This window comes from Streptococcus sp. CF8-6, from assembly GCF_024295845.1.
GTDB classification, from domain to species: domain Bacteria; phylum Bacillota; class Bacilli; order Lactobacillales; family Streptococcaceae; genus Streptococcus; species Streptococcus oralis_BO.
The window spans coordinates 198898-224121 of the sequence record NZ_JANCOF010000004.1; the positions used below are offsets into that span (position 1 = coordinate 198898).

General features: G+C 42.2%; 24 protein-coding genes. All 24 read left to right on the plus strand.

Features of this window, described 5'->3' with window-relative positions:
- Positions 1–102: 102 nt before the first annotated feature.
- Positions 103–1197: a cystathionine gamma-synthase gene (locus NML69_RS07600; protein ID WP_254726110.1), complete on the plus strand. Its 1095-nt coding sequence runs from the start codon at positions 103–105 to the stop codon at positions 1195–1197.
- 7 nt (positions 1198–1204) lie between these two features.
- Positions 1205–2371 carry a MalY/PatB family protein gene (locus NML69_RS07605; protein ID WP_254726111.1) on the plus strand — a complete coding sequence of 389 codons (1167 nt, stop codon included), beginning with the start codon at positions 1205–1207 and terminating at the stop codon, positions 2369–2371.
- Positions 2372–2463: 92 nt separating this feature from the next.
- Positions 2464–5559, plus strand: a complete 3096-nt coding sequence (locus tag NML69_RS07610) for a DEAD/DEAH box helicase (protein WP_254726113.1) — start codon at positions 2464–2466, stop codon at positions 5557–5559.
- Positions 5560–5606: 47 nt separating this feature from the next.
- Positions 5607–6218: a cystathionine gamma-synthase gene (locus tag NML69_RS07615; RefSeq protein ID WP_254726115.1), complete on the plus strand. Its 612-nt coding sequence runs from the start codon at positions 5607–5609 to the stop codon at positions 6216–6218.
- Between the two features lie 11 nt (positions 6219–6229).
- Positions 6230–7564 (plus strand): UDP-N-acetylmuramate--L-alanine ligase, encoded by a 1335-nt coding sequence (murC, locus tag NML69_RS07620; RefSeq protein ID WP_000048076.1) that lies wholly within the window; start codon positions 6230–6232, stop codon positions 7562–7564.
- 9 nt (positions 7565–7573) lie between these two features.
- Positions 7574–8044, plus strand: coding sequence for a GNAT family N-acetyltransferase (locus NML69_RS07625; RefSeq protein WP_198459410.1), 471 nt, complete (start codon positions 7574–7576; stop codon positions 8042–8044).
- Positions 8041–8547 carry a GNAT family N-acetyltransferase gene (locus NML69_RS07630; RefSeq protein WP_254726117.1) on the plus strand — a complete coding sequence of 169 codons (507 nt, stop codon included), beginning with the start codon at positions 8041–8043 and terminating at the stop codon, positions 8545–8547. Before NML69_RS07625 ends, NML69_RS07630 begins: the two co-directional genes overlap by 4 nt.
- A gap of 70 nt (positions 8548–8617) precedes the next feature.
- Positions 8618–10369 (plus strand): endolytic transglycosylase MltG, encoded by a 1752-nt coding sequence (gene mltG, locus NML69_RS07635; RefSeq protein ID WP_198459412.1) that lies wholly within the window; start codon positions 8618–8620, stop codon positions 10367–10369.
- A 62-nt stretch (positions 10370–10431) separates the two neighbouring features.
- Positions 10432–10914 (plus strand): transcription elongation factor GreA, encoded by a 483-nt coding sequence (gene greA / locus NML69_RS07640; RefSeq protein ID WP_000818765.1) that lies wholly within the window; start codon positions 10432–10434, stop codon positions 10912–10914.
- 76 nt (positions 10915–10990) lie between these two features.
- Entirely contained in the window at positions 10991–12355 is a 1365-nt protein-coding gene (locus NML69_RS07645; RefSeq protein ID WP_198459413.1) for an amino acid permease, read from the plus strand.
- 100 nt (positions 12356–12455) lie between these two features.
- Complete coding sequence (locus NML69_RS07650; RefSeq protein ID WP_198459414.1) at positions 12456–12866, plus strand: GNAT family N-acetyltransferase; 411 nt, start codon at positions 12456–12458, stop codon at positions 12864–12866.
- Positions 12867–12923: 57 nt separating this feature from the next.
- A complete protein-coding gene (locus NML69_RS07655) occupies positions 12924–13520 on the plus strand; it encodes an HAD family phosphatase (protein WP_198459415.1) in 597 nt (198 codons plus the stop codon).
- A 146-nt stretch (positions 13521–13666) separates the two neighbouring features.
- The gene (locus NML69_RS07660) at positions 13667–13876 is read left to right on the plus strand and encodes a helix-turn-helix transcriptional regulator (RefSeq protein ID WP_162284509.1); all 210 of its coding nucleotides are present in this window, start codon (positions 13667–13669) and stop codon (positions 13874–13876) included.
- Entirely contained in the window at positions 13866–14354 is a 489-nt protein-coding gene (locus NML69_RS07665) for a DUF6773 family protein (protein WP_198459416.1), read from the plus strand. Before NML69_RS07660 ends, NML69_RS07665 begins: the two co-directional genes overlap by 11 nt.
- 116 nt (positions 14355–14470) lie before the next feature.
- Positions 14471–15931 carry a nicotinate phosphoribosyltransferase gene (locus NML69_RS07670; protein ID WP_198459417.1) on the plus strand — a complete coding sequence of 487 codons (1461 nt, stop codon included), beginning with the start codon at positions 14471–14473 and terminating at the stop codon, positions 15929–15931.
- Positions 15928–16752, plus strand: coding sequence for an ammonia-dependent NAD(+) synthetase (gene nadE / locus NML69_RS07675; RefSeq protein WP_254726119.1), 825 nt, complete (start codon positions 15928–15930; stop codon positions 16750–16752). The genes NML69_RS07670 and nadE overlap by 4 nt, the downstream gene beginning before the upstream one ends.
- A gap of 157 nt (positions 16753–16909) precedes the next feature.
- Positions 16910–17461 carry a GNAT family N-acetyltransferase gene (locus tag NML69_RS07680; protein ID WP_254726161.1) on the plus strand — a complete coding sequence of 184 codons (552 nt, stop codon included), beginning with the start codon at positions 16910–16912 and terminating at the stop codon, positions 17459–17461.
- Positions 17462–17624: 163 nt separating this feature from the next.
- Complete coding sequence (gene ccdA2, locus NML69_RS07685) at positions 17625–18335, plus strand: thiol-disulfide oxidoreductase-associated membrane protein CcdA2 (protein WP_254726121.1); 711 nt, start codon at positions 17625–17627, stop codon at positions 18333–18335.
- A gap of 13 nt (positions 18336–18348) precedes the next feature.
- The gene (locus tag NML69_RS07690; RefSeq protein ID WP_254726123.1) at positions 18349–18912 is read left to right on the plus strand and encodes a redoxin family protein; all 564 of its coding nucleotides are present in this window, start codon (positions 18349–18351) and stop codon (positions 18910–18912) included.
- A gap of 9 nt (positions 18913–18921) precedes the next feature.
- Positions 18922–20034: a peptide-methionine (R)-S-oxide reductase MsrB gene (msrB, locus tag NML69_RS07695; protein ID WP_254726125.1), complete on the plus strand. Its 1113-nt coding sequence runs from the start codon at positions 18922–18924 to the stop codon at positions 20032–20034.
- A 70-nt stretch (positions 20035–20104) separates the two neighbouring features.
- Entirely contained in the window at positions 20105–20842 is a 738-nt protein-coding gene (locus NML69_RS07700) for a response regulator (RefSeq protein WP_254726127.1), read from the plus strand.
- Complete coding sequence (locus NML69_RS07705; protein ID WP_254726128.1) at positions 20839–22530, plus strand: sensor histidine kinase; 1692 nt, start codon at positions 20839–20841, stop codon at positions 22528–22530. Before NML69_RS07700 ends, NML69_RS07705 begins: the two co-directional genes overlap by 4 nt.
- Positions 22531–22639: 109 nt before the next feature.
- Positions 22640–23203: a TIGR01440 family protein gene (locus tag NML69_RS07710; protein ID WP_045616863.1), complete on the plus strand. Its 564-nt coding sequence runs from the start codon at positions 22640–22642 to the stop codon at positions 23201–23203.
- Positions 23204–23466: 263 nt separating this feature from the next.
- Positions 23467–25188 carry an aminodeoxychorismate synthase component I gene (gene pabB, locus NML69_RS07715; protein ID WP_254726130.1) on the plus strand — a complete coding sequence of 574 codons (1722 nt, stop codon included), beginning with the start codon at positions 23467–23469 and terminating at the stop codon, positions 25186–25188.
- Positions 25189–25224 lie beyond the last annotated feature (36 nt).

Genomic DNA, 25224 nt, shown 5'->3' on the forward strand with positions numbered 1-25224 from the left:
TCGTTTTTATATAGTTTGAAACTATAACTAGCTCTTGAAAACAAGAAAATGAGTTAGTAAAAATAAGTGGTACAATAGTTACTATAGATTTGGAGGTATTGTATGAGCAAAGAACTACACATCAACACAATTTTGGCCCAGGCGGGAATCAAGTCAGATGAGGCTACAGGTGCCTTGGTAACACCGCTTCATTTTTCAACCACTTATCAGCATCCGGAGTTCGGTCAGTCTACGGGATTTGACTATACCCGTACTAAAAACCCAACTCGTAGTAAGGCGGAGGAGGTTTTGGCGGCTATTGAATCAGCGGACTATGCCCTAGCAACGAGCTCAGGAATGGCTGCGATTGTACTGGCCTTTAGTGTTTTTCCAGTAGGAAGTAAAGTCTTGGCTGTACGCGATCTGTATGGGGGTTCTTTCCGTTGGTTCAATCAAGTCGAGCAAGAAGGCCGTTTCCATTTTACCTATGCCAATACAGAAGAAGAGCTTGTCGCTGAGTTAGAGAAAGATGTGGATGTTCTCTATATTGAAACACCAACCAATCCCTTGATGTTGGAATTTGATATTGCCAAACTAGCCAAACTAGCTCATGCCAAGGGTGCCAAGGTAGTGGTGGACAATACCTTCTACAGTCCGATTTACCAACGTCCGATTGAAGATGGTGCGGATATCGTTCTTCATTCTGCCACCAAGTATCTAGCAGGGCACAATGATGTCTTAGCTGGGGTGGTTGTGACTAATAGTTTAGAACTATATGAACAACTTTTCTATAATCTCAATACGACAGGTGCGGTCTTGTCACCATTTGATAGTTATCAGTTGATTCGTGGTCTTAAAACTCTGCCTCTTCGTATGGAGCGTTCTACAGCCAATGCCCAAGAAGTGGTTGCCTTTTTGAAGGATTCACCTGCTGTCAAGGAAGTGCTCTATACTGGACGTGGGGGTATGATTTCCTTTAAAGTAGTGGATGAAAAACGTATTCCTCATATTTTAAATAGCCTCAAGGTCTTTTCATTTGCGGAAAGTTTGGGTGGAGTAGAGAGTCTGATCACCTATCCGACGACTCAAACCCATGCGGATATTCCAGCAGAAGTGCGCAATTCCTATGGCTTAACAGATGACCTCTTGCGCTTGTCAATTGGGATTGAAGATGCTAGAGATTTGATTGCGGACTTGCGCCAAGCTTTGGAAGGATAAGATAGATATGGGAAAATATGATTTTACAAGCCTGCCCAATCGTTTTGGGCACCATACCTATAAATGGAAAGAAGCAGAAGCTGACCGAGAAGTTCTACCAGCCTGGATAGCAGATATGGACTTTGTGGTTTTGCCTGAGGTTCGACAAGCTGTACAAGCCTACGCAGATCAGTTGGTCTATGGCTATACTTATGCTAGTGATGCTTTGATTGAGTCGGTTCAGGACTGGGAAGCCAGTCAACACGGCTATCGCTTTGACAAGGATGCCCTCGTCTTTATCGAGGGAGTGGTACCAGCTATTTCAACAGCCATTCAAGCCTTTACAAAAGAAGGAGAGGCTGTTCTGATTAACACACCGGTCTATCCACCTTTTGCACGCAGTGTCAAACTGAACAATCGCAGATTGATTACCAATTCTTTGGTGGAAGAGGATGGGCTGTTTGAGATTGACTTTGACCAGTTGGAGAAGCAATTGGTGGAAGAGGATGTGAAGCTTTATATCCTCTGCAATCCTCATAATCCTGGGGGCCGTGTTTGGGAAAAGGAAGTGTTAGAAAAGATTGGTCATCTCTGCCAAAAACATGGTGTTTTGTTGGTTTCAGATGAGATTCACCAAGATTTGGCTCTCTTTGGTCACAAACACCAGTCATTCAATACCATTGATCCCGCCTTTAAAGACTTTGCTCTTATCTTGAGTAGTGCCACTAAGACCTTTAATATTGCTGGGACCAAGAATTCCTATGCAGTTATTGAAAATCCAAAGCTTCGTGTGGCTTTCCAAAAACGCCAGTTGGCCAATAACCAACATGAAATCTCAGGATTGGGGTATTTGGCGACAGAAGCTGCCTACCGTTATGGCAAGGACTGGTTAGGAGAGTTGAAAGAAGTCATTGAGGACCACATTTACTATGTAGTGGATGTTTTGGGCAACGAAACCAAGATTAAGGTCATGAAACCGCAAGGTACCTACTTGATCTGGCTTGATTTTTCAGCCTATGACCTAACGGATGACCGCTTGCAAGAGCTTTTGAAGAATGAAGCCAAGGTTATCTTGAATCGAGGTTTGGACTTTGGAGAGGAGGGAACTCTTCATGCCCGCCTCAATGTGGCTATGCCGAAGTCAGTACTGGAAGAGGTTTGCCAACGCATCGTGACCACTTTTGCTACACTTTAAAAATCGAGCCTTCTAGGAGAAAAGTCTTCCTAGAAGGCTATTTTCGTAGGGGAAAATGTGGTATAATGAAAAGATAAGATAAAGGGGTAACTATGGCTAAATTGATTCCGGGAAAGTTGCGCATGGAGGGGGTTGCACTCTATGAAACAGGCAACATTGAGATAATCAAGGAAAAAGGGAATCGCCTCTATACTCGTGTGGCGGGAGAAGACTTGCGCTACAGTTTAGAGGATGATCTGGTTTTTTGTGCTTGCGATTTTTTCCAAAAAAGAAGTTACTGTGTTCACCTCGCAGCGCTCGAGCATTATCTGAAGAATGATGAAGAAGGCCAGGTGATTTTACGAGCCTTAGAAAAAGGACATGAAGAGCAAGAAGAGGTCGAAACCAAGGTTAGTTTTGGCGGTAGTTTTTTGGAGTGTATCCAACCTCAGAAGAGAGAGAAAATCTACACTTTGTCGTCTCAAGGCCAGGTGGAAGCTGGAACCAATCGCCTCCTTTGGACTCTCCGAATCGGTTTAGCTGATAGTCAAAAATATTATGTCATTCGTGACATCCCTCTCTTTTTGAAGGTCTTAGTCCATCGAAAGCCATATATGATTGGGAAGCACTATGAAAATGACTTGTCTTGGGATGCTTTTGATACAGCTAGTCAAGAAGTTCTTACTTTTTTATGTGGCTTAATTGAGGAGGGACTGAGTCAAGACCTCTTTTTCCCCAATCAAGGTCGTCACCTCTTTTTCCCTCTGACCTTTTTTGAGCAGGGAGTGGAGTTGCTGATGAACTTGGAAGATTTTCATTTCGAACATCAGATTACTAGTTATGAAAATCTTCTCTTTCATGATTTAGATCCAGATGCAGAGATTTTCTCTTTTTCCGTGCAGGAGTATCCCGATTATTTTGAGATGGAAATTTCTGAGACTGACCGAGTTAACGTATTCTATGGGGGAGCGGTTCTCTTTCGTAAGGGGAATCTTTATCTCTTAAATCCTAAACAAATCAGCCTCCTAAAGGAAATAAAGGATCTCCCTCAGGAGGAAAGAGGGAGAAAATGCCTCCAGTTTGACAACAGTGATCGTGATCGTCTGGCCGCCTGTCTTCCTTTATTTGGACAGCTGGGTATAGTTTCTGCTCCTGAGCGCTTGCAAATCAGCCCCTTTTCACCAATCTTTTACTTTGATAGGGAGGATGACGGCAGCATCCGTTTGGATATCCAATTTGACTATGGAGATGTTAAGGTGACTAGTCGTCAACAGCTGGAACAATTACCTTTTTCAAGTGATGCTGTCTTGGAAAACCAACTATTTCAAGTCTGTTTAGGGGCTGGTTTTGAGGCTGATTTTCAGTCTTGGAGACAGGCTTTGAAGCCAGAGGCAGTTTATTCTTTCTTTCACCGTACGATTCCAGCTTTTGAGAAGTTGGGTCAGGTTTTCTTGTCTGATGAGATGAATCAGCTCTACAGTGTCCAAGCTCCTCAGGTTCAGATTGAGTCCAAGGGAGGACTGTTGGAGATTCAGTTTGATTTCCAAGGGATTGCCCAAGAAGAGATTGATCAAGCTCTTAAAGCCCTGACCAGCAATCAGGATTTCTATATCAGTTCTTCTGACCAAGTGTACTTTTTTGATGAGGAAACCAAGCAGATTCGTCAAAATTTGCAGGAACTGGGGGTTGAGCTAAAAGATGGTTCTTTTCAGGCTCGGAAATCCCTAGCTTACAGTTTGTCTCAGTTGTTTGAAGGTCGAGACAGGATCTCCTTCTCGGAAGAATTTCAGCATTTAGCTCATGATTTGACCCATCCAGAGGACTTTCCTTTGGGAGATATACGGGTGCAGGCGAGTTTGAGAGACTATCAGGAAAAGGGTGTCCGTTGGCTCCAGATGCTTCATCACTATGGCTTTGGTGGCATCCTAGCCGATGATATGGGACTGGGAAAAACACTGCAAACTATTGCTTTTTTGACCAGTCAGGTGACAGAAGATAGTCGGGTCTTGATTTTGGCTCCGTCAGGTTTGATCTATAATTGGGCAGATGAATTCAGGAAATTTGCCCCACAATTGGATTTGGCTGTCGTTCATGGTTTGAAAGCGAATCGAGAAGCAATTCTTTCTGAAAATCACCAAATCTATGTGACTAGCTATGCCACCTTTCGTCAAGACAGCGAGCTTTATCAAGAGATGGCTTTTGATTTTCTCTTCTTAGATGAAGCCCAGGTCATGAAAAATGCCCAGACCAAGATTGCTCAGAGTTTGCGCCAGTTTGTGGTGCCAGCAGTTTTTGCTTTGTCAGGTACGCCTATCGAAAACCATTTAGGAGAGTTGTGGTCTATCTTTCAAATTGTCCTTCCGGGGCTCTTACCAAGTAAAAAGGAGTTTATGAAATTACCGGCTGACCGAGTCGCGCAGTTTATCAAGCCTTTCGTCATGAGGCGTAAGAAAGAAGAAGTCCTTACAGAACTACCTGACCTGATCGAAGTCGTCTATAAAAATGAACTGGAAGACCAGCAGAAGGCCATCTATCTCGCCCAGTTGCAACAGATGCGAGACCGCCTAGCGCAAGTGACAGATCAAGAATTCCAGAGAAGTCGGGTAGAAATCTTATCTGGCCTCATGCGATTGCGCCAGATTTGCGATACGCCAGCTCTCTTCATGGACGATTACCAAGGAGCCAGTGGTAAACTCGATAGTCTCCGAGATTTATTGCTACAAGTGGCAGATGGTGGCCATCGGGTCTTGATTTTCTCCCAGTTCAAAGGAATGTTGGAAAGAATCGAGCAAGAACTCCCAGACTTGGACTTGACTTCTTTCAAAATCACAGGCTCAACTCCTGCTCAAGACAGACAGGAGATGACTAAGGCCTTTAACCAAGGGGAGAGAGATGCCTTTCTCATCTCCCTTAAGGCGGGTGGTGTTGGTCTCAATTTAACGGGAGCTGATACGGTTATTTTGGTTGACCTCTGGTGGAATCCCGCTGTCGAAGCTCAGGCTATCGGACGAGCCCACCGCATGGGGCAGGAGCAGATGGTCGAGGTCTATCGTTTGATTACTAAGGGAACCATTGAAGAAAAAATCCAGGAGCTTCAAGAACAAAAGAAACATTTGGTTTCCCAAGTTTTAGATGGTACGGAGTCGCGTGCGAGTCTCAGTCTGGCAGAAATTCGTGAAATTTTGGGAATTTCTGAAGCCAGCACTTGAAAAATCAAGACAATACGCTATAATGAAGTGTTGAAAGGAAATACAAAATGAAACAAGATCGATTTCCATTGGTGTCAGATGATGAGATCATGCTGACCAAAATGCCAGTCATGGACTTGTACGATGAGTCAGACTTTATTAGCAATATCAAAGGTGATTACCGCGATAAGAACTATTTGGATTGGTCTCCTATCAATGAGGAAGAAACTGTAGTTTCTCCAGTGGTTAATAAGGAGTCAAAGCCAAGTCCAGAACCTAAAAAAGTTGAAAAAACCTATGCTGAATTGGCTCGAGAAGAGGCGCGTGCGGACTTGAAGAAGAAACGTTCAGCCAAGTATTTGACTCAGGATGTTAGTCATACTAGACGACACAATGGTTCAACACTTGTTCGTCAAGGAAACCAACCAACAGCACCATTTCAAAAGGAAAATCCAGGTGAGTTTGCCAAATTTAGTAAAAACTTGAGCCAGTCTCACTATATCTTAGCTGAGGAGGTTGGTCAAGTGGCGAATCCAACTCCGAAAAACCAAATGGAAAAAGCTAAAAAGAACAACTACGATTTTCTAAAGAAGAGTCAAATCTATAATAAAAAGAATAAGCAAACAGAACAGGAACGTCAGGTTGCCCAAGAGTTGAATCTGACAAGAATTACTGAGTAGGGGAGAAAAGCATGTCAAAAACATATCATTTTATTGGAATCAAGGGATCAGGGATGAGTGCCCTAGCTTTGATGTTGCACCAAATGGGACACAAGGTTCAAGGTTCAGACGTTGAAAAATACTACTTTACTCAACGTGGGCTAGAGCAGGCAGGAATTGCGATTCTTCCTTTTGATGAAAAGAACCTACAAGGTGATGTGGAGATTATCGCGGGGAATGCCTTCCGTCCAGATAACAACGTTGAAATCGCCTATGCAGATCAAAATGGTATCAGCTACAAACGTTACCATGAATTCCTAGGTAGCTTTATGCGCGACTTTGTCAGCATGGGAGTGGCAGGAGCTCATGGCAAAACTTCAACAACCGGTATGTTGTCACACGTCTTGTCTCACATCACAGATACCAGTTTCTTGATTGGTGACGGAACGGGTCGTGGTTCAGCCAATGCCAAATATTTTGTCTTTGAATCAGACGAATATGAGCGCCATTTCATGCCTTACCATCCAGAATACTCTATCATCACCAACATTGACTTTGACCATCCAGACTACTTTACAAGTCTAGAGGACGTTTTCAATGCCTTTAACGACTATGCCAAACAAATTACCAAAGGTTTGTTTGTATACGGTGAGGATGCTGAGTTGCGTAAGATCACTGCCAATGCGCCAATCTATTACTATGGGTTTGAAGCTGAGGGCAATGACTTTGTAGCTAGTGATCTTCTTCGTTCTACGACTGGTTCAACATTCACCGTTCACTTCCGTGGACAAGAGTTGGGTCAATTCCACATTCCAACCTTTGGTCGTCACAATATTATGAATGCGACAGCTGTTATTGGTCTTCTTTACACAGCTGGATTTGATTTGAACTTGGTCCGTGAACACTTGAAAACTTTTGCAGGTGTTAAGCGTCGTTTCACTGAAAAAATAGTCAATGATACAGTGATTATTGATGACTTTGCCCACCATCCAACAGAAATCATTGCAACCTTGGATGCGGCTCGTCAAAAATATCCAAGCAAGGAAATCGTAGCAATCTTCCAACCGCATACCTTTACAAGAACCATTGCCTTGTTGGACGAATTTGCCCATGCTTTGAACCAAGCGGATGCGGTTTACCTAGCACAAATTTATGGATCAGCTCGTGAAGTGGACCATGGTGATGTCAAAGTAGAAGACTTAGCCAATAAAATCAACAAGAAACACCAGGTTATCACTGTTGAGAATGTATCTCCACTCCTAGACCATGACAATGCTGTTTACGTCTTTATGGGTGCTGGAGACATCCAAACCTATGAATATTCATTTGAACGTCTCTTGTCTAACTTGACAAGCAACGTCCAATAAGGAAAACAGATGGAAATTCCAATTACTATAAGGCAAGCTACCTTATCAGATTTAGAAGAAATGTTGGCGATTGAAGAAGCCAATCCTTCGTTAGAAGAGGCACTTAGCCGTCAATCCTTAGAAGAGAGTATCCGCAAGACTGCGGGTACCTTTCTTGTAGCTGGGGATGAAAATCGGCTCCTAGGCTATGTTTTAGGAGAAGCTGAGTCTATTCATTCCAAATGGATAGAAATAAAATCCTTGACCATTCATCCTGACCATTGGGGACAGGGGCTGGGAACTCTTCTTCTTGCAGCCTTGAAACAGGTGACAGTCGAACTAGATTATCAAGGTATTCTTTTGCAGAGTCCTGATGAACTACTATCTTATTTTGAAATGAATGGTTTTGTTGAAGAAGAAGAAGTGACAGAGAATCATTATGGCAGTAGTTCTGAATGGTATCTGACTTGGGTCAATCCTTTTTATCAGGAGGAAATATGAAAATCAGACAAGCAAGATTTTCGGATTTAGATCGGATTATAGAGATAGAACTAGAGAATTTTTCCCTTGAAGAAGCCATTCCTCGTTCGGTCTTTGAGGCGCATTTGCGGGAAATTCAGACCAGTTTTCTCGTAGCTGAAAAAGAGGGGCGTATTCTTGGTTATATCGAAGGTCCAGTCGTCCCACACCGCTATCTAGATGATCAGTCCTTTACAGAAAAAATAAAAGACTATAGCCATCAACCTGGAGGTTATATTTCTGTGACTTGCCTATCGATTGCCAAGGAAGCACAAGCTTTGGGGGTAGGGAAAAGACTATTAAAGGCTCTGAAAGAAGTCGCTTTAGAACATGAACGAGAGGGCATTAACCTGACGTGTCATGATTACCTTATCTCCTATTACGAAAAGCACGGCTTTGTTAATGAGGGAATATCCCAGTCAAGCTTTGCTGGGGAAACATGGTATGATATGATCTGGCAGCCTGAAAATAAAGAAAACAGCTAGGGAATGCCCTAGTTGGTTGCTTTTCTGAGACTTTTAAGATATAATATTATGGATTGTCAACAAGGAGGTAATGCTTTTGACTGAAAAATCAAGAGAAGAAGAAAAATTAAGCTTTAAAGAGCAAATTCTACGTGATTTAGAAAGAGTAAAAGAACAAGATAGAAGAGAGAAAGAAGTAGAGATTCTAAATCTGACGGCTTCATCATCCCAAGCTAGTTCAGCAACTCCTTCAGATCTTGAACCAGAAACGTCAACAGAAGAGTTGATGGCTGATTCCCTATCTGTTGTCGATAAAATCCTAAAGAATGCACCAAGTGTTCCTCCACTTTCAAGTGCTAGAACTGATGAAATGGATGAACAAGAAGAGAAAGAGATTAGACAGCCAATCATCGACAAGATTGAGGTTGTAGAATCTGAAGAACCTCTAGTAGAGCCGATTCATCTGGCTGAAGAACCTGTAGTGGAACCTGTTCAGCCTAAGGTAGAACCAGTTGAGCTTAAACCCGAAGAAAAAGATTTTAACGATACTCCGACTAAGGTTGCCGTAACCTATAAAACAGAAGACAAGAAAGAGGAAATCACCCCAGGGATGCCTGAAAGAGTTGAGCCTGTTTCTACAGAATCTAGCAGTGGATTAGCTGATGCTCCGCGTCGTAGTCGTCGTCAAGGTGCAACACCAACTAAGAAAAAGAAAAAATCAAAAGCTAAAGGTTGCCTAGTAACAGTTCTAGTTCTCCTAGTACTCGTTGCAGTTGGTGGTTACTTTGGTTATGGTTACGTTCAAGATTCCTTGAAACCTGTGGACGCGAGCTCTAAGGACTACGTAACGGTTCAAATCCCAGACGGTGCAAATGTTCAAGAAATTGGAAGCACCTTGGAAAAATCTGGTTTGGTTAAACATGGACTTATCTTTAGTCTTTATGCTAAATATTATAGCCATGCTAACTTGAAGTCAGGTTATTACAACTTGAAGAAGAGTATGAGTACGGATGAGTTGATTCAAGAATTAGAAAAAGGTGGGACTCCTGAAGCTCAGGCACCTGTTCTTGCAAACTTGACAATTCCAGAAGGCTATACATTAGAGCAAATCGCTCAAACAGTAGGACAACTTCAAGGTGAATTTAAAGAACCTCTTACTGCGGATGCTTTCTTGGCAAAAGCTCAAGATGAGACCTTTATCTCACAATTAGTAGCCAAGTATCCAAACCTACTTGGAAGTCTTCCAACAAAAGACAGTGGCGTTCGTTATCGTCTTGAAGGTTACCTTTTCCCAGCAACCTATACGATCAAAGACGATACAACTGTTGAAAGTTTGATTGATGAGATGGTGGCTGCTATGGATAAGGCTATGTCACCATATTACGCTACGATCAAAGAAAAGAATCTGACAGTTAATGAATTGCTCAGCATTGCTTCTCTTGTCGAAAAAGAAGGTGCTAAGACCGAAGACCGCAAGAAAATCGCAGGTGTCTTCTATAACCGCTTGAATGTTGGTATGCCACTTCAAAGTAATATCGCTATCCTATATGCTCAAGGAAAACTTGGTCAAAAGATTAGTTTAGCAGATGACGCTGGAATTGATACAACGATTGATTCACCATACAATGTTTATACACACCTTGGCCTCATGCCTGGACCGGTTGATAGCCCAAGTTTGGATGCGATTGAAGCAAGTGTAAACCAAACAAAGAGTGAGTACTTGTACTTTGTAGCCAATGTTGAAGACGGTAAAGTATACTTTGCGACAACAAAAGAAGAACATGATCAAAACGTTGCAGAGCATATCAATAGTAAGTTACCTCAAGCAAGTAGTTCAAACTAAAATTATGTGGTTTTCCACATAATTTTGTTTTAAAAAAGTAAATAGAATAGAAAGTTAAAAAAATGGCAGAAAAAACTTACCCAATGACCCTTGAAGAAAAGGAAAAACTAGAAAAAGAATTAGAGGAGTTGAAACTCGTCCGTCGTCCCGAAGTCGTAGAGCGTATCAAGATTGCTCGTTCCTATGGAGACCTTTCAGAAAATAGTGAGTATGAAGCAGCGAAAGATGAACAAGCTTTTGTTGAAGGACAAATTTCAAGTCTAGAAACAAAAATTCGTTATGCTGAAATTGTTAATAGCGATGCAGTTGCCCAAGATGAGGTAGCAATCGGTAAAACAGTAACAATCCAAGAAGTCGGTGAAGACGAAGAAGAGGTCTACATCATCGTCGGTTCTGCAGGTGCAGATGCTTTTGCTGGTAAAGTATCAAATGAAAGTCCGATTGGCCGTGCTCTAATTGGCAAGAAGACTGGCGATACTGCAACGATTGAAACACCAGTTGGTAGCTATGATGTCAAAATCTTAAAGGTTGAAAAAACAGCCTAAATAGGATGAAAAAGGAGTAGTGAAGGCCTTGCCTTGCTCAACTCCTTTTTGGTTTTTTGGATAAAAAGGAGACTATATGAGTGAAAATAAGAAGAAAAACAAAATGGAGCGTGGTTTAACCAATCGCCATGTGCAGGTGATGGCTATTGCGGGAACAATCGGAACAGGACTTTTCTTAGGTGCTGGTCGCTCTATCAGCCTTACAGGACCTTCTATCATCCTGATTTATATGATTACAGGAGCCTTTATGTTTTTGATGATGAGGGCTGTTGGGGAGATGCTGTATCAGGATCCAGAACAACATACCTTTATCAACTTTATCACCCGTCATTTGGGGAAAGGTTGGGGATATTTCTCAGTTTGGTCTTATTGGTTGTCAGTTGTCTTTATCGGTATGGCAGAAATCACTGCCATCTCAGATTATGTTCGCTTCTGGTTTCCCACCTGGCCTAGCTGGATGATTCAACTTGTCTTTTTAACGATTTTGGCTTTGGTCAATCTGATTGCGGTTAAGCTCTTTGGAGAAGTCGAGTTTTGGTTTGCTATGGTCAAGATTGTGGCGATTTTAGCCATGATTGCCACTGGGGTCTTTATGGTTTTGACAGGCTTTAAGACACCGCACGGTGTTGCAAGTTTGGCAAATATCAGCGACCAGTTCTCTCTTTTCCCAAACGGAGTTATGAACTTTGTCATGGCCTTTCAAATGGTATTTTTTGCCTATCTGATGATTGAGTTTATCGGGGTGACAACTTCAGAAACAAAGAACCCTCGTCAGGTACTTCCTAAAGCTGTTAAGGAAATTCCTCTCAGAATTATCTTCTTCTATGGGGGAGCTCTCATTGCGATTATGGCCATTATTCCTTGGTCTTATCTTAATTCTTCAGATTCTCCATTTGTAACGGTTTTTGAACTGGCAGGGATCAAGTGGGCAGCGGCTCTAATCAACTTTGTTGTCTTGACCTCAGCGGCGTCTGCGCTTAACTCAACTCTCTACTCAACAGGGAGACACTTATATCAGATTGCCCATGATTCGCCCAATCGTTTCTTAAAGGCCATCAAGGTCGATACCCTTTCTCGCCACAATGTTCCACAAAATGCCATCATCGCCTCAGCAATTTTGATTGCTCTGGCTGCCTTTATCAATGTGTTGCCAGGTGTTTCAGATGCCTTTGCTTTGATTACAGCATCTTCATCAGGTGTTTACATCGCGATTTATATCTTGATCATGGTGGCCCATCTCAAATACCGCAAGTCACAAGACTTCATGGCTGATGGCTACCTCATGCCTCAGTATCGCTTGCTTAATCCCCTAACCATTCTCTTTTTCGTCTTTGTTTTTGCGACTCTCTTTTTGCAAGAGTCTACCTTTATGGGGGCAGTTGGTTCTGCCATCTGGATCCTTGTTTTTGGGATTTATAGCCAGTGGAAATTTAGAAAATAACTCATGGACTCATCAACTCTGCTTGGTGAGTTTTTTCTAGTTTGACAGTCCATCTAAATAAGACTATAATCAAGCTGTAGCAGTTTATTAGGAGGTTTGGATGCACGTTAGATTGGAAAATAAGGAATCTCATAAAGCGCAGGAAATAGGGGACTTGATTCGTGCTTATAATCGTTCTAAAAGAGAAGAGGCTGAAAGCGAGCCACTGAACCTTTATGTCGAAGACGAAAAGGGCAATCTCATGGCAGGCTTAGTAGCAGAGACTTTCGGAAATTGGTTGGAAATCGAGTATTTGTTTGTGAAAGAGGAATTGAGGGGACAAGGAATTGGTTCAAAACTATTGCAGCGAGCTGAAAATGAAGCCAAGAATCGAAACTGTCGTTTTTCTTTCGTGAATACTTACCAGTTTCAAGCACCAGATTTTTATAAAAGGCATGGCTACAAGGAAGTCTTTGCCTTGCAAGACTACCCCTATACAGGGCAAAGATTTTATTACCAAAAGGATTTGTAAGCTATTACTCTGCGAAAATCAAATAGGAAATCTTCACATCACTATGGAGGTAGGTTAATGGATATCATACTAGATATGGGCAACGTCTTATTAGAATGGAACAAGGATAAGATTTTACAAGGCGTTTCGGATACGAAGGAAGAATATTTGGTTTTAGATAAAGCCATTTTTCAGTCGGGACTTTGGGAAAGATTAGATCTTGGGACCATGACGAGAGAAGAGTTGGTGTTTAAAGTTGTGTCGATGATTGGAAGTACCTATCAAAAGAAAGTCGAAGAAGTTATCTGGAACTGGCTTAGCTACATTGATATTTATAGGGAAGTCTTTCCTGTTTTGTCAGAACTAAAGAAAAAGGGACATCGCATCTTTGTCTTGTCCAATACCTCAAAGGTATTTTATGACTTGCTGGAAGAGCAACTATCTCCCTTAAAAGAACTTTTAGATGGTTTTGTCCTATCCTGTGATATAAAAGCTATAAAGCCTGATTTGGCAATGTTTAAGGGGATTCTCGATAAATACCAGCTAGATCCTACAAATTGTGTCTTTCTAGACGATATTGAGGACAATACAATCGCAGCTCAGAAATTGGGCATCAAGGGCTGTCAGGTCAAGAAAAGAAGTGATGTCGTCGATATTTTGAAATCCTATATTTGAACTCAACACTCTCTACTTTTGTGGTAGAGAGTTTTCTTGTTAATAAAATCTTACAAAATGACATTTATATATTGCATTAAGTTGGATATATGGTATAATGTTTTTAAAAGAAGCGCAACTTTTTAAAATTTTGAAGGAGGATGCTAGTGGCTAAAAATTTAAAATTAAAATTAGCTCGGGTAGAGCGTGATTTAACACAAGGGGAATTGGCAGAAGCTGTAGGTGTTACTAGGCAGACTATAGGCTTGATTGAAGCTGGGAAATACAATCCCAGTCTCTCCCTCTGCCAGTCCATTTGCAGATGTTTAGGCAAAACTTTAGACCAACTATTTTGGGAGGAAGAAGATGAAAAATAGATTTTTTTATTATCAATTATTAGACGAAAGAGAAGAACAACTGATTAACAAAGCTGGTGCAGAGTCTTTTTATATGTTTATCGGGCTCATTCTGCTAAGCTATCTGGTGGCAGTATTAGCACCTGCTCTTTTTAATCCTGATATTCTTCTGGTTACCCTTCTTTTAGGAATTTTCTTCTTTTTCAATCGTGCACGACAACTTGGAGTGACCTACTATAGTCGTTTTCATTTTACGATTGTAGGGTGTTTGCTGGTAACTCTTGCTATTACGACTCTCTTGATGTTACAGAATTATCAATTCAATATCGAAATTTATCAGTACAATCCTTTGAACGTTAAATACTTGTCTGCTTGGGTTATTACTTATCTGATTTACCTGCCTTGGGTTTTTATCGGCAATCTCGGCCTTAAAAGTTATGGTGAATGGGCTCAAAAAAAGTTTGAGCGAGATATGGATGAACTGGAGAGTGGAGAATAGCTTGTTATCTTTTTATCAATCTCGGTAAAATGTGTTATAATAGTACTAATTTATTGGATGGTGTGAAAGTGGTAGAATACGTTCATACCTTTGTAAAAAAGGAAGAAGGAAAACAGATGTATCCAGATGATAGTTTGACATTGCACACGGACTTGTACCAGATCAATATGATGCAAGTTTACTTTGACCAAGGAATTCACAATAAAAAGGCGGTCTTTGAAGTTTATTTCCGCCAGCAACCTTTTCAGAACGGTTATGCAGTTTTCGCTGGCTTGGAAAGAATTGTACATTATCTTAAAGACTTACGCTTTTCTGATAGCGATATTGCCTACTTGGAGTCGCTTGGCTATCATGGGGCGTTCTTAGACTACCTCCGCAATTTCAAGTTGGAGTTGACGGTTCGTTCTGCTCAGGAAGGGGACTTAGTCTTTGCCAATGAACCGATTGTACAGGTGGAAGGTCCTCTAGCCCAATGTCAATTAGTCGAAACGGCTCTCTTAAACATCGTTAACTTTCAAACCTTGATAGCGACTAAGGCAGCACGTATTCGTTCGGTTATCGAAGATGAACCTTTGATGGAGTTCGGGACACGTCGTGCGCAAGAAATGGATGCGGCTATCTGGGGAACACGCGCAGCCGTGATTGGTGGCGCTAATGGAACCAGCAACGTGCGTGCTGGTAAACTCTTTGACATTCCTGTCTTAGGAACCCACGCTCATGCCTTGGTACAGGTTTATGGAAACGACTATGAAGCCTTCAAGGCCTATGCGGCGACCCATCGTGATTGTGTCTTTCTTGTGGATACCTATGACACCCTTCGCATCGGCGTGCCAGCTGCTATTCAGGTGGCGCGTGAGCTAGGTGACCAGATTAACTTTATGGGTGTACGGATTGACTCTGGGGATATTGCCTACATTTCCAAGAAAGTCCGTCAGCAATTGGACGAGGCTGGCTTTACAGAGGCTAAGATTTATGCTTCTAATGACCTTGATGAAAATACTATTCTCAACCTCAAGATGCAAAAGGCTAAGATTGATGTATGGGGTGTGGGAACCAAGCTGATTACAGCTTATGATCAACCAGCTCTTGGGGCAGTTTATAAGATTGTAGCTATCGAAGATGAGAATGGTCAGATGCGCAATACCATCAAACTGTCTAATAATGCTGAAAAAGTGTCAACGCCAGGTAAGAAGCAGGTGTGGCGCATTACCAGCCGTGAAAAAGGCAAGTCAGAAGGTGACTACATTACTTATGATGGTGTGGATGTGAGTGACATGACAGAAATCAAGATGTTCCATCCGACCTATACCTACATCAAAAAGACCGTTCGTAATTTTGATGCCGTTCCTCTCTTGGTAGATATTTTTAAAGAAGGAACATTAGTTTACAACCTGCCTAGTTTGACTGAGATTCAGTCCTATGCTCGCAAAGAATTTGACAAACTTTGGGATGAGTACAAACGCGTGCTCAATCCGCAGCACTATCCAGTGGACTTGGCGCGTGATATTTGGCAAGATAAGATGGATTTGATTGATAAGATGCGCAAGGAAGCTCTTGGTGAAGGAGAAGAAGAATGAGTTTGCAAGAGACCATTATCCAGCAACTAGGTGTCAAGCCAGTTATTGACGCCCAGGAAGAAATTCGTCGTTCGATTGATTTCTTAAAGAGATACTTGAAAAAACACCCTTTCCTTAAAACTTTTGTACTAGGGATTTCTGGGGGTCAGGACTCAACCTTGGCAGGGCGCTTAGCACAATTAGCTATGGAAGAAATGCGAGCAGAGACAGGAGATGACAGCTACCAATTTATCGCTGTCCGTCTGCCATACGGCGTGCAAGCTGATGAAGCAGATGCTCAAAAAGCCCTCGCTTTCATCCAGCCAGATGTCAGCTTGGTTGTGAATATCAAGGAATCAGCTGATGCCATGACAACTGCAGTTGAAGCGACAGGAAGTCCTGTTTCAGACTTTAACAAGGGCAATATTAAAGCTCGTAGTCGTATGATTGCCCAATATGCCCTTGCGGGTGCCCATAGCGGAGCGGTCATTGGAACAGACCATGCTGCGGAAAATATCACGGGCTTTTTTACTAAGTTTGGTGACGGTGGTGCAGATATTCTCCCTCTTTACCGCCTCAATAAACGTCAAGGAAAACAACTCTTGAAGGAACTTGGTGCAGACCCAGCACTTTATGAAAAAATCCCAACAGCAGACCTAGAAGAAGACAAACCAGGCCTAGCTGATGAAGTCGCTCTCGGAGTCACTTACAATGAAATTGATGACTACCTAGAAGGCAAAACAATCAGCCCAGAAGCTCAAGCGACTATTGAAAACTGGTGGCACAAAGGCCAACACAAACGTCACCTACCAATCACCGTATTTGATGACTTTTGGGAGTAAAAACCTCCAGTGGAGGTTTTTAGCCTCTCACCTTGAAATAAAAAAGTGAGAGTTAGTCCTGTGGACCTTTTTACCCTGAGCCTAGAAATGGGAAAACGAGGAATGTCCAGAGGACCTTTTTAGCTTGAGCCTTAAGCTTAGAAAGCGAGGTAACATGATGAAAGCAATCGGTACGCAAATATTACAGACAGAACGTTTGATCTTGAGAAGATTTGTGGAGAGTGATGTGGAAGCCATGTTTCAAAATTGGGCTTCGTCTGCTGAGAATCTAATCTATGTCTCTTGGGATCCTCATCCTGATGTCGAGGTGACTCGGAACTCGATTCGAAATTGGGTTGCATCCTATAACAATCCCAACTATTACAAATGGGCTATTTGTCTCAAAGAGAACCCAGAGCATGTGATAGGAGATATCAGCATCATTGAAATGCACGAGGAAGATTTAAGTTGTGAAATTGGGTATGTTTTAGGAAAAAACTTTTGGGGCCGAGGTATGATGACAGAGGCCTTGAAAGCTGTGCTAGACTTCTGTTTTACTCAAGCAGGCTTTCAAAAAGTCAGAGCACGATATGCCAGTCTCAACCCAGCTTCAGGTCGTGTGATGGAAAAAGCGGGAATGTCCTATCTAAAAACCATTACCAATGGTGTGGAGAGAAAAGACTACGTTGCGGACCTTATTTATTACCAGATAAGTAGGGAGGACAGGTGATTCTCTTTTCTGTTTCTACCAAAGTCAGACCTTGTCTGGCTTTTTTTGTGCCAGATTTCTAAATAAACTGATTAAATTCCTATTTTTCCCTATCATTTTCCCTGTTTTTTCTGGAGTTTTGGGGATAAAATAGACCTATCAAATCAAAGAATGGAGGAAGGCAATGGACAATGTAATCTTTTTTATTAGTGTTTTTCTTGCTGGAATTCTTTCCTTCTTTTCTCCTTGTATTTTACCCTTGTTGCCAGTCTATGCAGGAGTCTTATTGGATGATAAGAATGATGCTCAGGCTTCTAGCGGAAAATTTTCAATCTCAGTTGTAAGTTTATTGCGAACTCTGGCCTTTATAGCGGGGATTTCCTTTGTTTTTATCCTACTGGGTTATGGAGCTGGTTTTTTAGGTAATTTGCTGTATGCTTCTTGGTTTCAGTATGCGACGGGTGCGATTATCATTCTCTTGGGCTTGCACCAGATGGATGTTTTACATTTGCAGGGACTCTACAAGGAAAGAAGGCTACAATTAAAGAGACAGGGTCAAAATGCTAATGGCTATAGTCAGGCATTTTTACTGGGGTTGACCTTTAGTTTTGCTTGGACACCGTGTGTAGGGCCAGTTCTGGGCTCTGTTTTGGCTTTGGCGGCTTCAGGTGGTTCAGGAGCTTGGCAGGGAGCTGGTCTCATGTTAGTCTATACGCTGGGATTGGCGCTACCATTTTTAGTTCTAGCTCTTGCTTCCAGCTATGTTTTGAAACATTTCCGAAAACTCCATCCTTACCTCGGAATCCTCAAAAAAGTGGGTGGTTTCCTCATTATCGTGATGGGAATCTTGGTGCTTTTGGGAAATGCTTCCATTTTGACTACATTATTTGAATAGAGAGGAAAAAGAAATGAAAAAATGGCAAACATGTCTCCTTGGAGTAGGCTCAATCTGTTGCTTGGCAGCCTGTTCGGCTAAAAATATGGCAGACGAGTCTACTATGAAGGAGCAATCCAAAACAGAACAAGTCAGTTCGCAAACTGCGACTAAAGGTCAGGCGGTTGCTGATTTTGAACTGATGGGAGTAGATGGCAAGACCTATCGTTTGTCTGATTACAAGGGCAAGAAAGTCTATCTCAAATTCTGGGCTTCTTGGTGTTCCATCTGTCTAGCCAGCCTTCCAGATACGGATGAAATTGCTAAAGAAGCTGGTGATGACTATGTGGTCTTGACAGTGGTGTCTCCTGGGCACAAGGGGGAGCAATCTGAAGCGGACTTTAAGAATTGGTACAAGGGATTGGATTATAAAAATTTTCCAGTTTTAATTGATCCATCAGGTAAACTCTTGGAAAGTTATGGTGTCCGTTCTTATCCGACTCAAGCCTTTATAGACAAGGAAGGCAAGCTGGTCAAAACGCAACCAGGTTTTATGGATAAGGATATGATTTTAAAAGAATTGAAAGAAATGGGGTAGAGAAAGGCTATGAATGATAAAGTAAAACTTTTTGTCTTGGCAGGGGTCATTCTCCTAGCCATAACCGGTTTCTATTTTCTATTGATGCGAAATACAGGGCAGACAGATAGCTCGCAAATTGAGAAAGCATCAGTTAGCCAAGGAGGAAAAACAGTGAAAAAAACAGAAGTGAGTAAAGACGCAGACTTGCACGAAATTTATCTAGCTGGGGGATGTTTCTGGGGAGTGGAGGAATACTTCTCACGCGTTCCCGGAGTGACAGATGCCGTTTCAGGCTATGCAAATGGTAGAGGGGAAACAACCAAGTACGAATTGATTAACCAAACAGGACATGCAGAGACTGTCCATGTCACCTATGACGCCAATCAAATTTCCCTCAAGGAAATTCTGCTTCATTACTTCCGCATTATCAATCCAACCAGCAAAAATAAACAAGGAAATGATGTGGGGACTCAGTATCGTACCGGCGTTTATTACACAGATGACAAGGATTTGGAAGTAATCAACCAAGTCTTTGATGAAGTTGCTAAGAAATATGACCAACCTCTAGCAGTTGAAAAGGAGACCTTGAAGAATTTTGTAGTGGCTGAGGACTATCACCAAGACTACCTCAAGAAAAATCCAAATGGCTACTGTCATATCAATGTCAATCAGGCTGCCTACCCCGTCATCGATGCCAGCAAATATCCCAAACCAAGTGATGAAGACTTGAAGAAGACCTTGTCACCTGAGGAGTATGCAGTTACCCAGAAAAATCAAACAGAACGAGCTTTTTCAAACCGCTACTGGGATAAATTTGAATCTGGTATCTATGTGGATGTGGCAACTGGCGAACCCCTATTTTCATCAAAGGACAAGTTTGAGTCTGGTTGCGGATGGCCTAGTTTCACCCAACCAATTAGTCCAGATGTTGCCACCTACAAGGAAGATAAGTCTTACAATATGACGCGTATGGAAGTGCGGAGCCGAGTTGGAGATTCTCACCTTGGTCATGTCTTTACAGATGGACCAGAGGACAAGGGGGGCTTGCGCTACTGTATCAATAGTCTCTCTATCCGCTTTATTCCCAAAGACCAAATGGAAGAAAAAGGTTATGCTTATTTACTAGATTATGTTGATTAAGAAGTCTTTCCTAAGCAGTTAGAGAAGAATTTTGCTATACTGATACTAGTAAGTGACAAAGGAGCAGAGCATGACCTACACAATCTTAATCGTAGAAGATGAGTATCTGGTTAGACAAGGCTTGACCAAGCTGGTCAATGTAGCAGCCTACGATATGGAAATCATCGGCCAGGCTGAAAATGGAAGACAGGCTTGGGACCTGATTCAAAAAAAGATGCCAGACATCATTTTAACCGATATCAACATGCCTCAGCTGAATGGCATCCAGTTGGCCAGCCTGGTACGAGAAACCTATCCTCAGGCTCACCTAGTTTTTTTAACAGGTTACGATGATTTTGATTATGCCTTATCTGCTGTCAAACTCGGTGTAGATGACTATTTGCTCAAACCCTTTTCTCGTCAGGATATTGAGGAAATGTTAGGGAAAATCAAGCAAAAACTAGACAAGGAAGAAAAGGAAGAGCAGTTACAAGATTTATTGACTGATAAGTTTGAGGGAAATATTGCTCAGAAGATCCAGTCTCATCTGGCTGATAGTCAATTTAGTTTAAAGTCTTTAGCCAGTGAATTGGGCTTTAGTCCGACTTATTTGAGTTCCTTGATTAAGAAAGAGTTGGGACTGCCTTTTCAGGATTACCTGGTGAGAGAGCGTGTCAAACAAGCCAAGCTCTTGCTTCTGACCACGGATTTAAAGATTTACCAGATAGCCGAAAAGGTTGGTTTTGAAGATATGAACTACTTTACCCAACGCTTTAAACAGATTGCAGGTGTGACGCCTCGTCAGTTTAAGAAGGGGGAAGGACAATGAAGCGTTCTTCTCTCCTAGTCAGAATGGTTATTTCCATCTTTCTAGTATTTCTCATTCTCCTAGCTCTGGTTGGGACTTTCTACTATCAATCTAGTTCATCAGCCATTGAGGCTACCATTGAAGGCAATAGTCAAACGACTATCAGTCAAACTAGCCACTTTATCCAGTCTTATATCAAAAAATTAGAAACCACCTCTACCAGTTTGACCCAGCAGAAGGATGTCCTAGCCTATGCTGAGAATCCCAGTCAAGACAAGGTAAAGGAAATCCGAGATCTGTTTTTGACCATCTTAAAGGCAGACCAGGACTTGAAAACGGTGGTACTGGTCACCAAATCCGGTCAGGTTATTTCTACAGATGACAGTGTGCAGATGAAAACTTCCTCAGATATGATGGCTGAGGATTGGTACCAAAAGGCCATTCATCAGGGGGCCAAGCCAGTTTTAACCCCAGCTCGTAAATCAGATAGTCAATGGGTCATTTCTGTCACTCAAGAACTTGTTGATGCAAAGGGAGCCAATCTTGGTGTGCTTCGTTTGGATATTTCCTACGAAACTCTAGAAGCCTATCTCAACCAGCTCCAGTTGGGCCAGCAGGGCTTTGCCTTTATCATCAATGAAAACCATGAATTTGTCTACCATCCTAAACGTACTGTCTATAGTTCAGCGAGTGAAATGGAGGCCATGAAACCCTACATCGAGACGGGGCAGGGATATACGCTGGATCACCAATCCTACGTCAGTCAGGAAAAGATTGCAGGTACTGATTGGACGGTTATAGGCGTGTCTTCGTTGGAGAAGTTAGACCAGGTTCGGAGTCAACTCATGTGGACCTTGCTTGGGGCTAGTGCCTTATCTCTTCTTGCCTGTCTCTGCTTGGTGTGGTTCAGTCTCAAACGCTGGATTGCCCCTTTGAAGGAACTTAGAGAAACCATGCTGGAAATTGCTTCTGGTGCTCAGAATCTTCGTGCCAAGGAAGCTGGTGCCTATGAACTGAGAGAAGTGACTCGTCAGTTCAATGCCATGTTAGATCAGATTGATCAGCTGATGGCAGATGTGCGCAAGCAGGAAGAAACGACCCGTCAGTATGAACTTCAAGCCTTGTCGAGCCAGATTAACCCCCATTTCCTCTATAATACTTTGGACACTATCATCTGGATGGCTGAGTTTCAGGATAGTCAGCGAGTGGTTCAGGTGACCAAGTCCTTGGCAACCTATTTCCGCTTGGCGCTCAATCAAGGAAAGGATTTGATTTCTCTTTCTGATGAAATCAATCATGTCCGCCAGTACCTCTTTATCCAGAAACAACGCTATGGTGATAAGCTGGAGTATGAGATTGCTGAAGATCCTGCTTTTGGTAACCTAGTCTTACCCAAGTTGGTGTTGCAACCTCTTGTAGAAAATGCTCTTTACCATGGTATTAAGGAGAAGGAAGGTCAGGGCCATATTAAAGTCTCTGTTCAGAAACAGGATACAGGGCTTGTCATCCGCATTGAGGATGATGGTGTTGGTTTCCAAAATCCTGGTGATAACAGTCAAAGTCAGCTCAAACGTGGGGGAGTTGGTCTACAAAATGTCGACCAACGACTCAAACTTCATTTTGGAGACAATTACCAGATGAAGATCAATTCTGTACCCTCAAAAGGGACGATAGTTGAAATATACATCAATAAAATTGAAACAAGTTAACTCCCAGTTCATTCTGGGAGTTTTACTTTTAAAATTCAGAATGATTAGTTGGCCTTGATAAAATCAGTAAAAAAAGATATGATAGATAATGACAAAAGAGGTATCAAGTATGAAGGAAAAAGACATTCAAAGAGCAACAAGCCAGATTGTAGAAGATGTATTAGAAAAGGCCAATTTGAAGCAAGGGGCTATCTTTGTTTTGGGCCTTTCTTCTAGTGAGGTGATAGGTGGTCAGATTGGCAAGGAATCCAGTCAAGAAATTGGGGAAATCATCGTGAAAACCATCCTAGATATACTAGAGGAAAAAGGAATTCATCTAGCTGTTCAAGGTTGTGAACATGTTAATCGTGCCCTCGTTGTTGAACGTCAGGTGGCAGAGCAGTTTGGTCTAGAAATCGTCAGTGTCCTTCCGACTCTTCATGCAGGCGGTTCGGGTCAATTGGCAGCCTTCAAGTTTATGCAGGATCCAGTTGAGGTTGAATTCATCAAGGCCCATGCTGGGTTGGATATCGGAGATACTGCGATTGGCATGCATGTCAAGCATGTTCAGGTTCCGATTCGCCCTCTTTTGAGGGAAATTGGGCATGCCCATGTAACGGCTCTAGCTAGTCGTCCTAAATTAATCGGAGGAGCGCGTGCGCAGTATCCACAAGATTCTATCAGAAAGTCATAAAATCATTCTATAGTAACAGAAGAAAAGCAAAAGACAGAGGAAACAACGGTATATATACCATGACTTCCTCTGTTCTTTTTTGTTGTATTTTTGTGTAAAGTGCTCCAAATAAGACCAGTTTTTACAAGAAGAAGGGGTGCTATCTGATGGAGAATTGCCAAAAGTAGAAAAAGTAAGGTAGAGAATTTTTTTCGTTATAGAAATCAGTAAACAAAGCTGGATTTAGCTGTTCTAGGTCGGCTTTTTTGTGCTATACTTAAGATATGCATAGAAAAACAGTGATTGATTTTAGGGCTTTGGGGGAGAGATACACTTTTACCCAGCCGATCAAAGAGTTAAAAACGAGAGATTTAGCAGAAGTGGCGGACCTGCTGGCTCAGGTGGAAAGCTACCAAGAACAAGGCTATTATGTGGTGGGCTATGTCAGTTACGAGGCTGCACCTGCATTTGAGAAGAAATTAGCAGTTCATAAAGCTCCTTTACTGGTAGAGTACTTGCTTTACTTTACGGTTCATGATAGGGTGGAAACATCGCCTATTCCTCTGACTTATGAGGAAATAGATCTGCCTTCAAGGTGGCAGGAAGAAACATCTGCAGAGAACTATGAAGAGGCTATTGCCCAGATTCACCATCATTTGCGTCAAGGGGACACCTACCAGGTCAACTACACCGTCCAACTCAAGCAAGACCTAAGTGCCAATCCTTTTGTCATCTACAATCGCATGGTGGTAGAGCAGGAGGCGGGCTACAATGCTTATGTAGAACATGACGAGATGGCAGTGATTTCCATGAGTCCAGAGCTCTTTTTTGAGCAAAATGACCGTGAATTAACGACTCGCCCAATGAAAGGAACAACCCAGCGGGGAGTGACTGACCAAGAAGACCTTGCCCAAGCTAGCTGGCTAGAACAGGATCCTAAAAATCGCTCTGAAAATATGATGATTGTGGATCTTTTGCGCAACGATATGAACCGTATTTCTGAGGTGGGGAGTGAGCACGTGGAGCGTCTGTGTCAGGTGGAGCAGTATTCAACTGTTTGGCAGATGACTTCGACCATCAAGAGTCAGTTGCGAGAGGATGTGGACCTAGTTGAAATCTTCCGTTCGCTCTTTCCATGTGGTTCCATAACGGGAGCACCGAAAATTGCGACCATGGAAATCATCAAGAACTTGGAGCCTCAACCCAGAGGAGTTTACTGCGGAACGATTGGTCTCTTGCTTCCAAATGGACGACGGATTTTCAATGTCGCCATTCGGACCATTCAACTGCATCAAGGAAAAGCCATCTATGGGGTTGGCGGAGGGATTACTTGGGATAGTACTTGGGAATCTGAATACCGAGAGGTTCATCAAAAGGCGGCTGTTCTCTATCGTAAACAAGCACGTTTCCAATTGATTACAACTGGGAAAATCAGCCAAAAACAACTGCTTTTTGAAGATCAACATCTGGAAAGACTGACAAAGGCGAGTCGATATTTTGCCTATCCTTTTGATCCAGAAAACCTGAGACAAAAGATAGAGAAAGAGTGCCAAGTTTGTGATGTTAATCAAGACTACCGCTTACGAGTTACCCTCAGCAAATCTGGAGAGATGAAACTCAGTCGCCAAATCTTAAGTCCCATCAGTCCAAGCTTCTGCAAAGCAAAACTTTGTCTGCAAGAAGCTGATTTGCAGCAAGCATTTACCTACTTCAAAACCACTCACAGACCACATTTAAGCGTAGGTAAACAGGAAATCATTTACCATAATGCAGCAGGAGAACTGCTTGAGACCTCTATTGGAAATCTGGTCTTAAAAATTAATGGTAAACTCTACACACCACCCATCAGTCAAGGAATTTTACCAGGAATCTACCGCCAGCATTTGTTGGAAACAGGACAGGTAGAGGAAAAAGTTCTGACTTTGGCAGACTTGAACCAAGCGGAAACTATCTATGGCTGTAACGCAGTGAGAAAATTGTATGAGTTGGAAGTGAATTCTAAATAAATTTCATAAATTAAAAAATATAATGGATATGTTGAA

Bases quoted from the DNA above. Each gene is read 5' to 3' on its own strand.
- NML69_RS07600 (WP_254726110.1), top strand. From the start codon at position 103: ATGAGCAAAGAACTACACATCAACACAATTTTGGCCCAGGCGGGAATC.
- NML69_RS07605 (WP_254726111.1), top strand. From the start codon at position 1,205: ATGGGAAAATATGATTTTACAAGCCTGCCCAATCGTTTTGGGCACCAT.
- NML69_RS07610 (WP_254726113.1), top strand. From the start codon at position 2,464: ATGGCTAAATTGATTCCGGGAAAGTTGCGCATGGAGGGGGTTGCACTC.
- NML69_RS07615 (WP_254726115.1), top strand. From the start codon at position 5,607: ATGAAACAAGATCGATTTCCATTGGTGTCAGATGATGAGATCATGCTG.
- murC (WP_000048076.1), top strand. From the start codon at position 6,230: ATGTCAAAAACATATCATTTTATTGGAATCAAGGGATCAGGGATGAGT.
- NML69_RS07625 (WP_198459410.1), top strand. From the start codon at position 7,574: ATGGAAATTCCAATTACTATAAGGCAAGCTACCTTATCAGATTTAGAA.
- NML69_RS07630 (WP_254726117.1), top strand. From the start codon at position 8,041: ATGAAAATCAGACAAGCAAGATTTTCGGATTTAGATCGGATTATAGAG.
- mltG (WP_198459412.1), top strand. From the start codon at position 8,618: ATGCTTTTGACTGAAAAATCAAGAGAAGAAGAAAAATTAAGCTTTAAA.
- greA (WP_000818765.1), top strand. From the start codon at position 10,432: ATGGCAGAAAAAACTTACCCAATGACCCTTGAAGAAAAGGAAAAACTA.
- NML69_RS07645 (WP_198459413.1), top strand. From the start codon at position 10,991: ATGAGTGAAAATAAGAAGAAAAACAAAATGGAGCGTGGTTTAACCAAT.
- NML69_RS07650 (WP_198459414.1), top strand. From the start codon at position 12,456: ATGCACGTTAGATTGGAAAATAAGGAATCTCATAAAGCGCAGGAAATA.
- NML69_RS07655 (WP_198459415.1), top strand. From the start codon at position 12,924: ATGGATATCATACTAGATATGGGCAACGTCTTATTAGAATGGAACAAG.
- NML69_RS07665 (WP_198459416.1), top strand. From the start codon at position 13,866: ATGAAAAATAGATTTTTTTATTATCAATTATTAGACGAAAGAGAAGAA.
- NML69_RS07670 (WP_198459417.1), top strand. From the start codon at position 14,471: ATGTATCCAGATGATAGTTTGACATTGCACACGGACTTGTACCAGATC.
- nadE (WP_254726119.1), top strand. From the start codon at position 15,928: ATGAGTTTGCAAGAGACCATTATCCAGCAACTAGGTGTCAAGCCAGTT.
- NML69_RS07680 (WP_254726161.1), top strand. From the start codon at position 16,910: ATGAAAGCAATCGGTACGCAAATATTACAGACAGAACGTTTGATCTTG.
- ccdA2 (WP_254726121.1), top strand. From the start codon at position 17,625: ATGGACAATGTAATCTTTTTTATTAGTGTTTTTCTTGCTGGAATTCTT.
- NML69_RS07690 (WP_254726123.1), top strand. From the start codon at position 18,349: ATGAAAAAATGGCAAACATGTCTCCTTGGAGTAGGCTCAATCTGTTGC.
- msrB (WP_254726125.1), top strand. From the start codon at position 18,922: ATGAATGATAAAGTAAAACTTTTTGTCTTGGCAGGGGTCATTCTCCTA.
- NML69_RS07700 (WP_254726127.1), top strand. From the start codon at position 20,105: ATGACCTACACAATCTTAATCGTAGAAGATGAGTATCTGGTTAGACAA.
- NML69_RS07705 (WP_254726128.1), top strand. From the start codon at position 20,839: ATGAAGCGTTCTTCTCTCCTAGTCAGAATGGTTATTTCCATCTTTCTA.
- NML69_RS07710 (WP_045616863.1), top strand. From the start codon at position 22,640: ATGAAGGAAAAAGACATTCAAAGAGCAACAAGCCAGATTGTAGAAGAT.
- pabB (WP_254726130.1), top strand. From the start codon at position 23,467: ATGCATAGAAAAACAGTGATTGATTTTAGGGCTTTGGGGGAGAGATAC.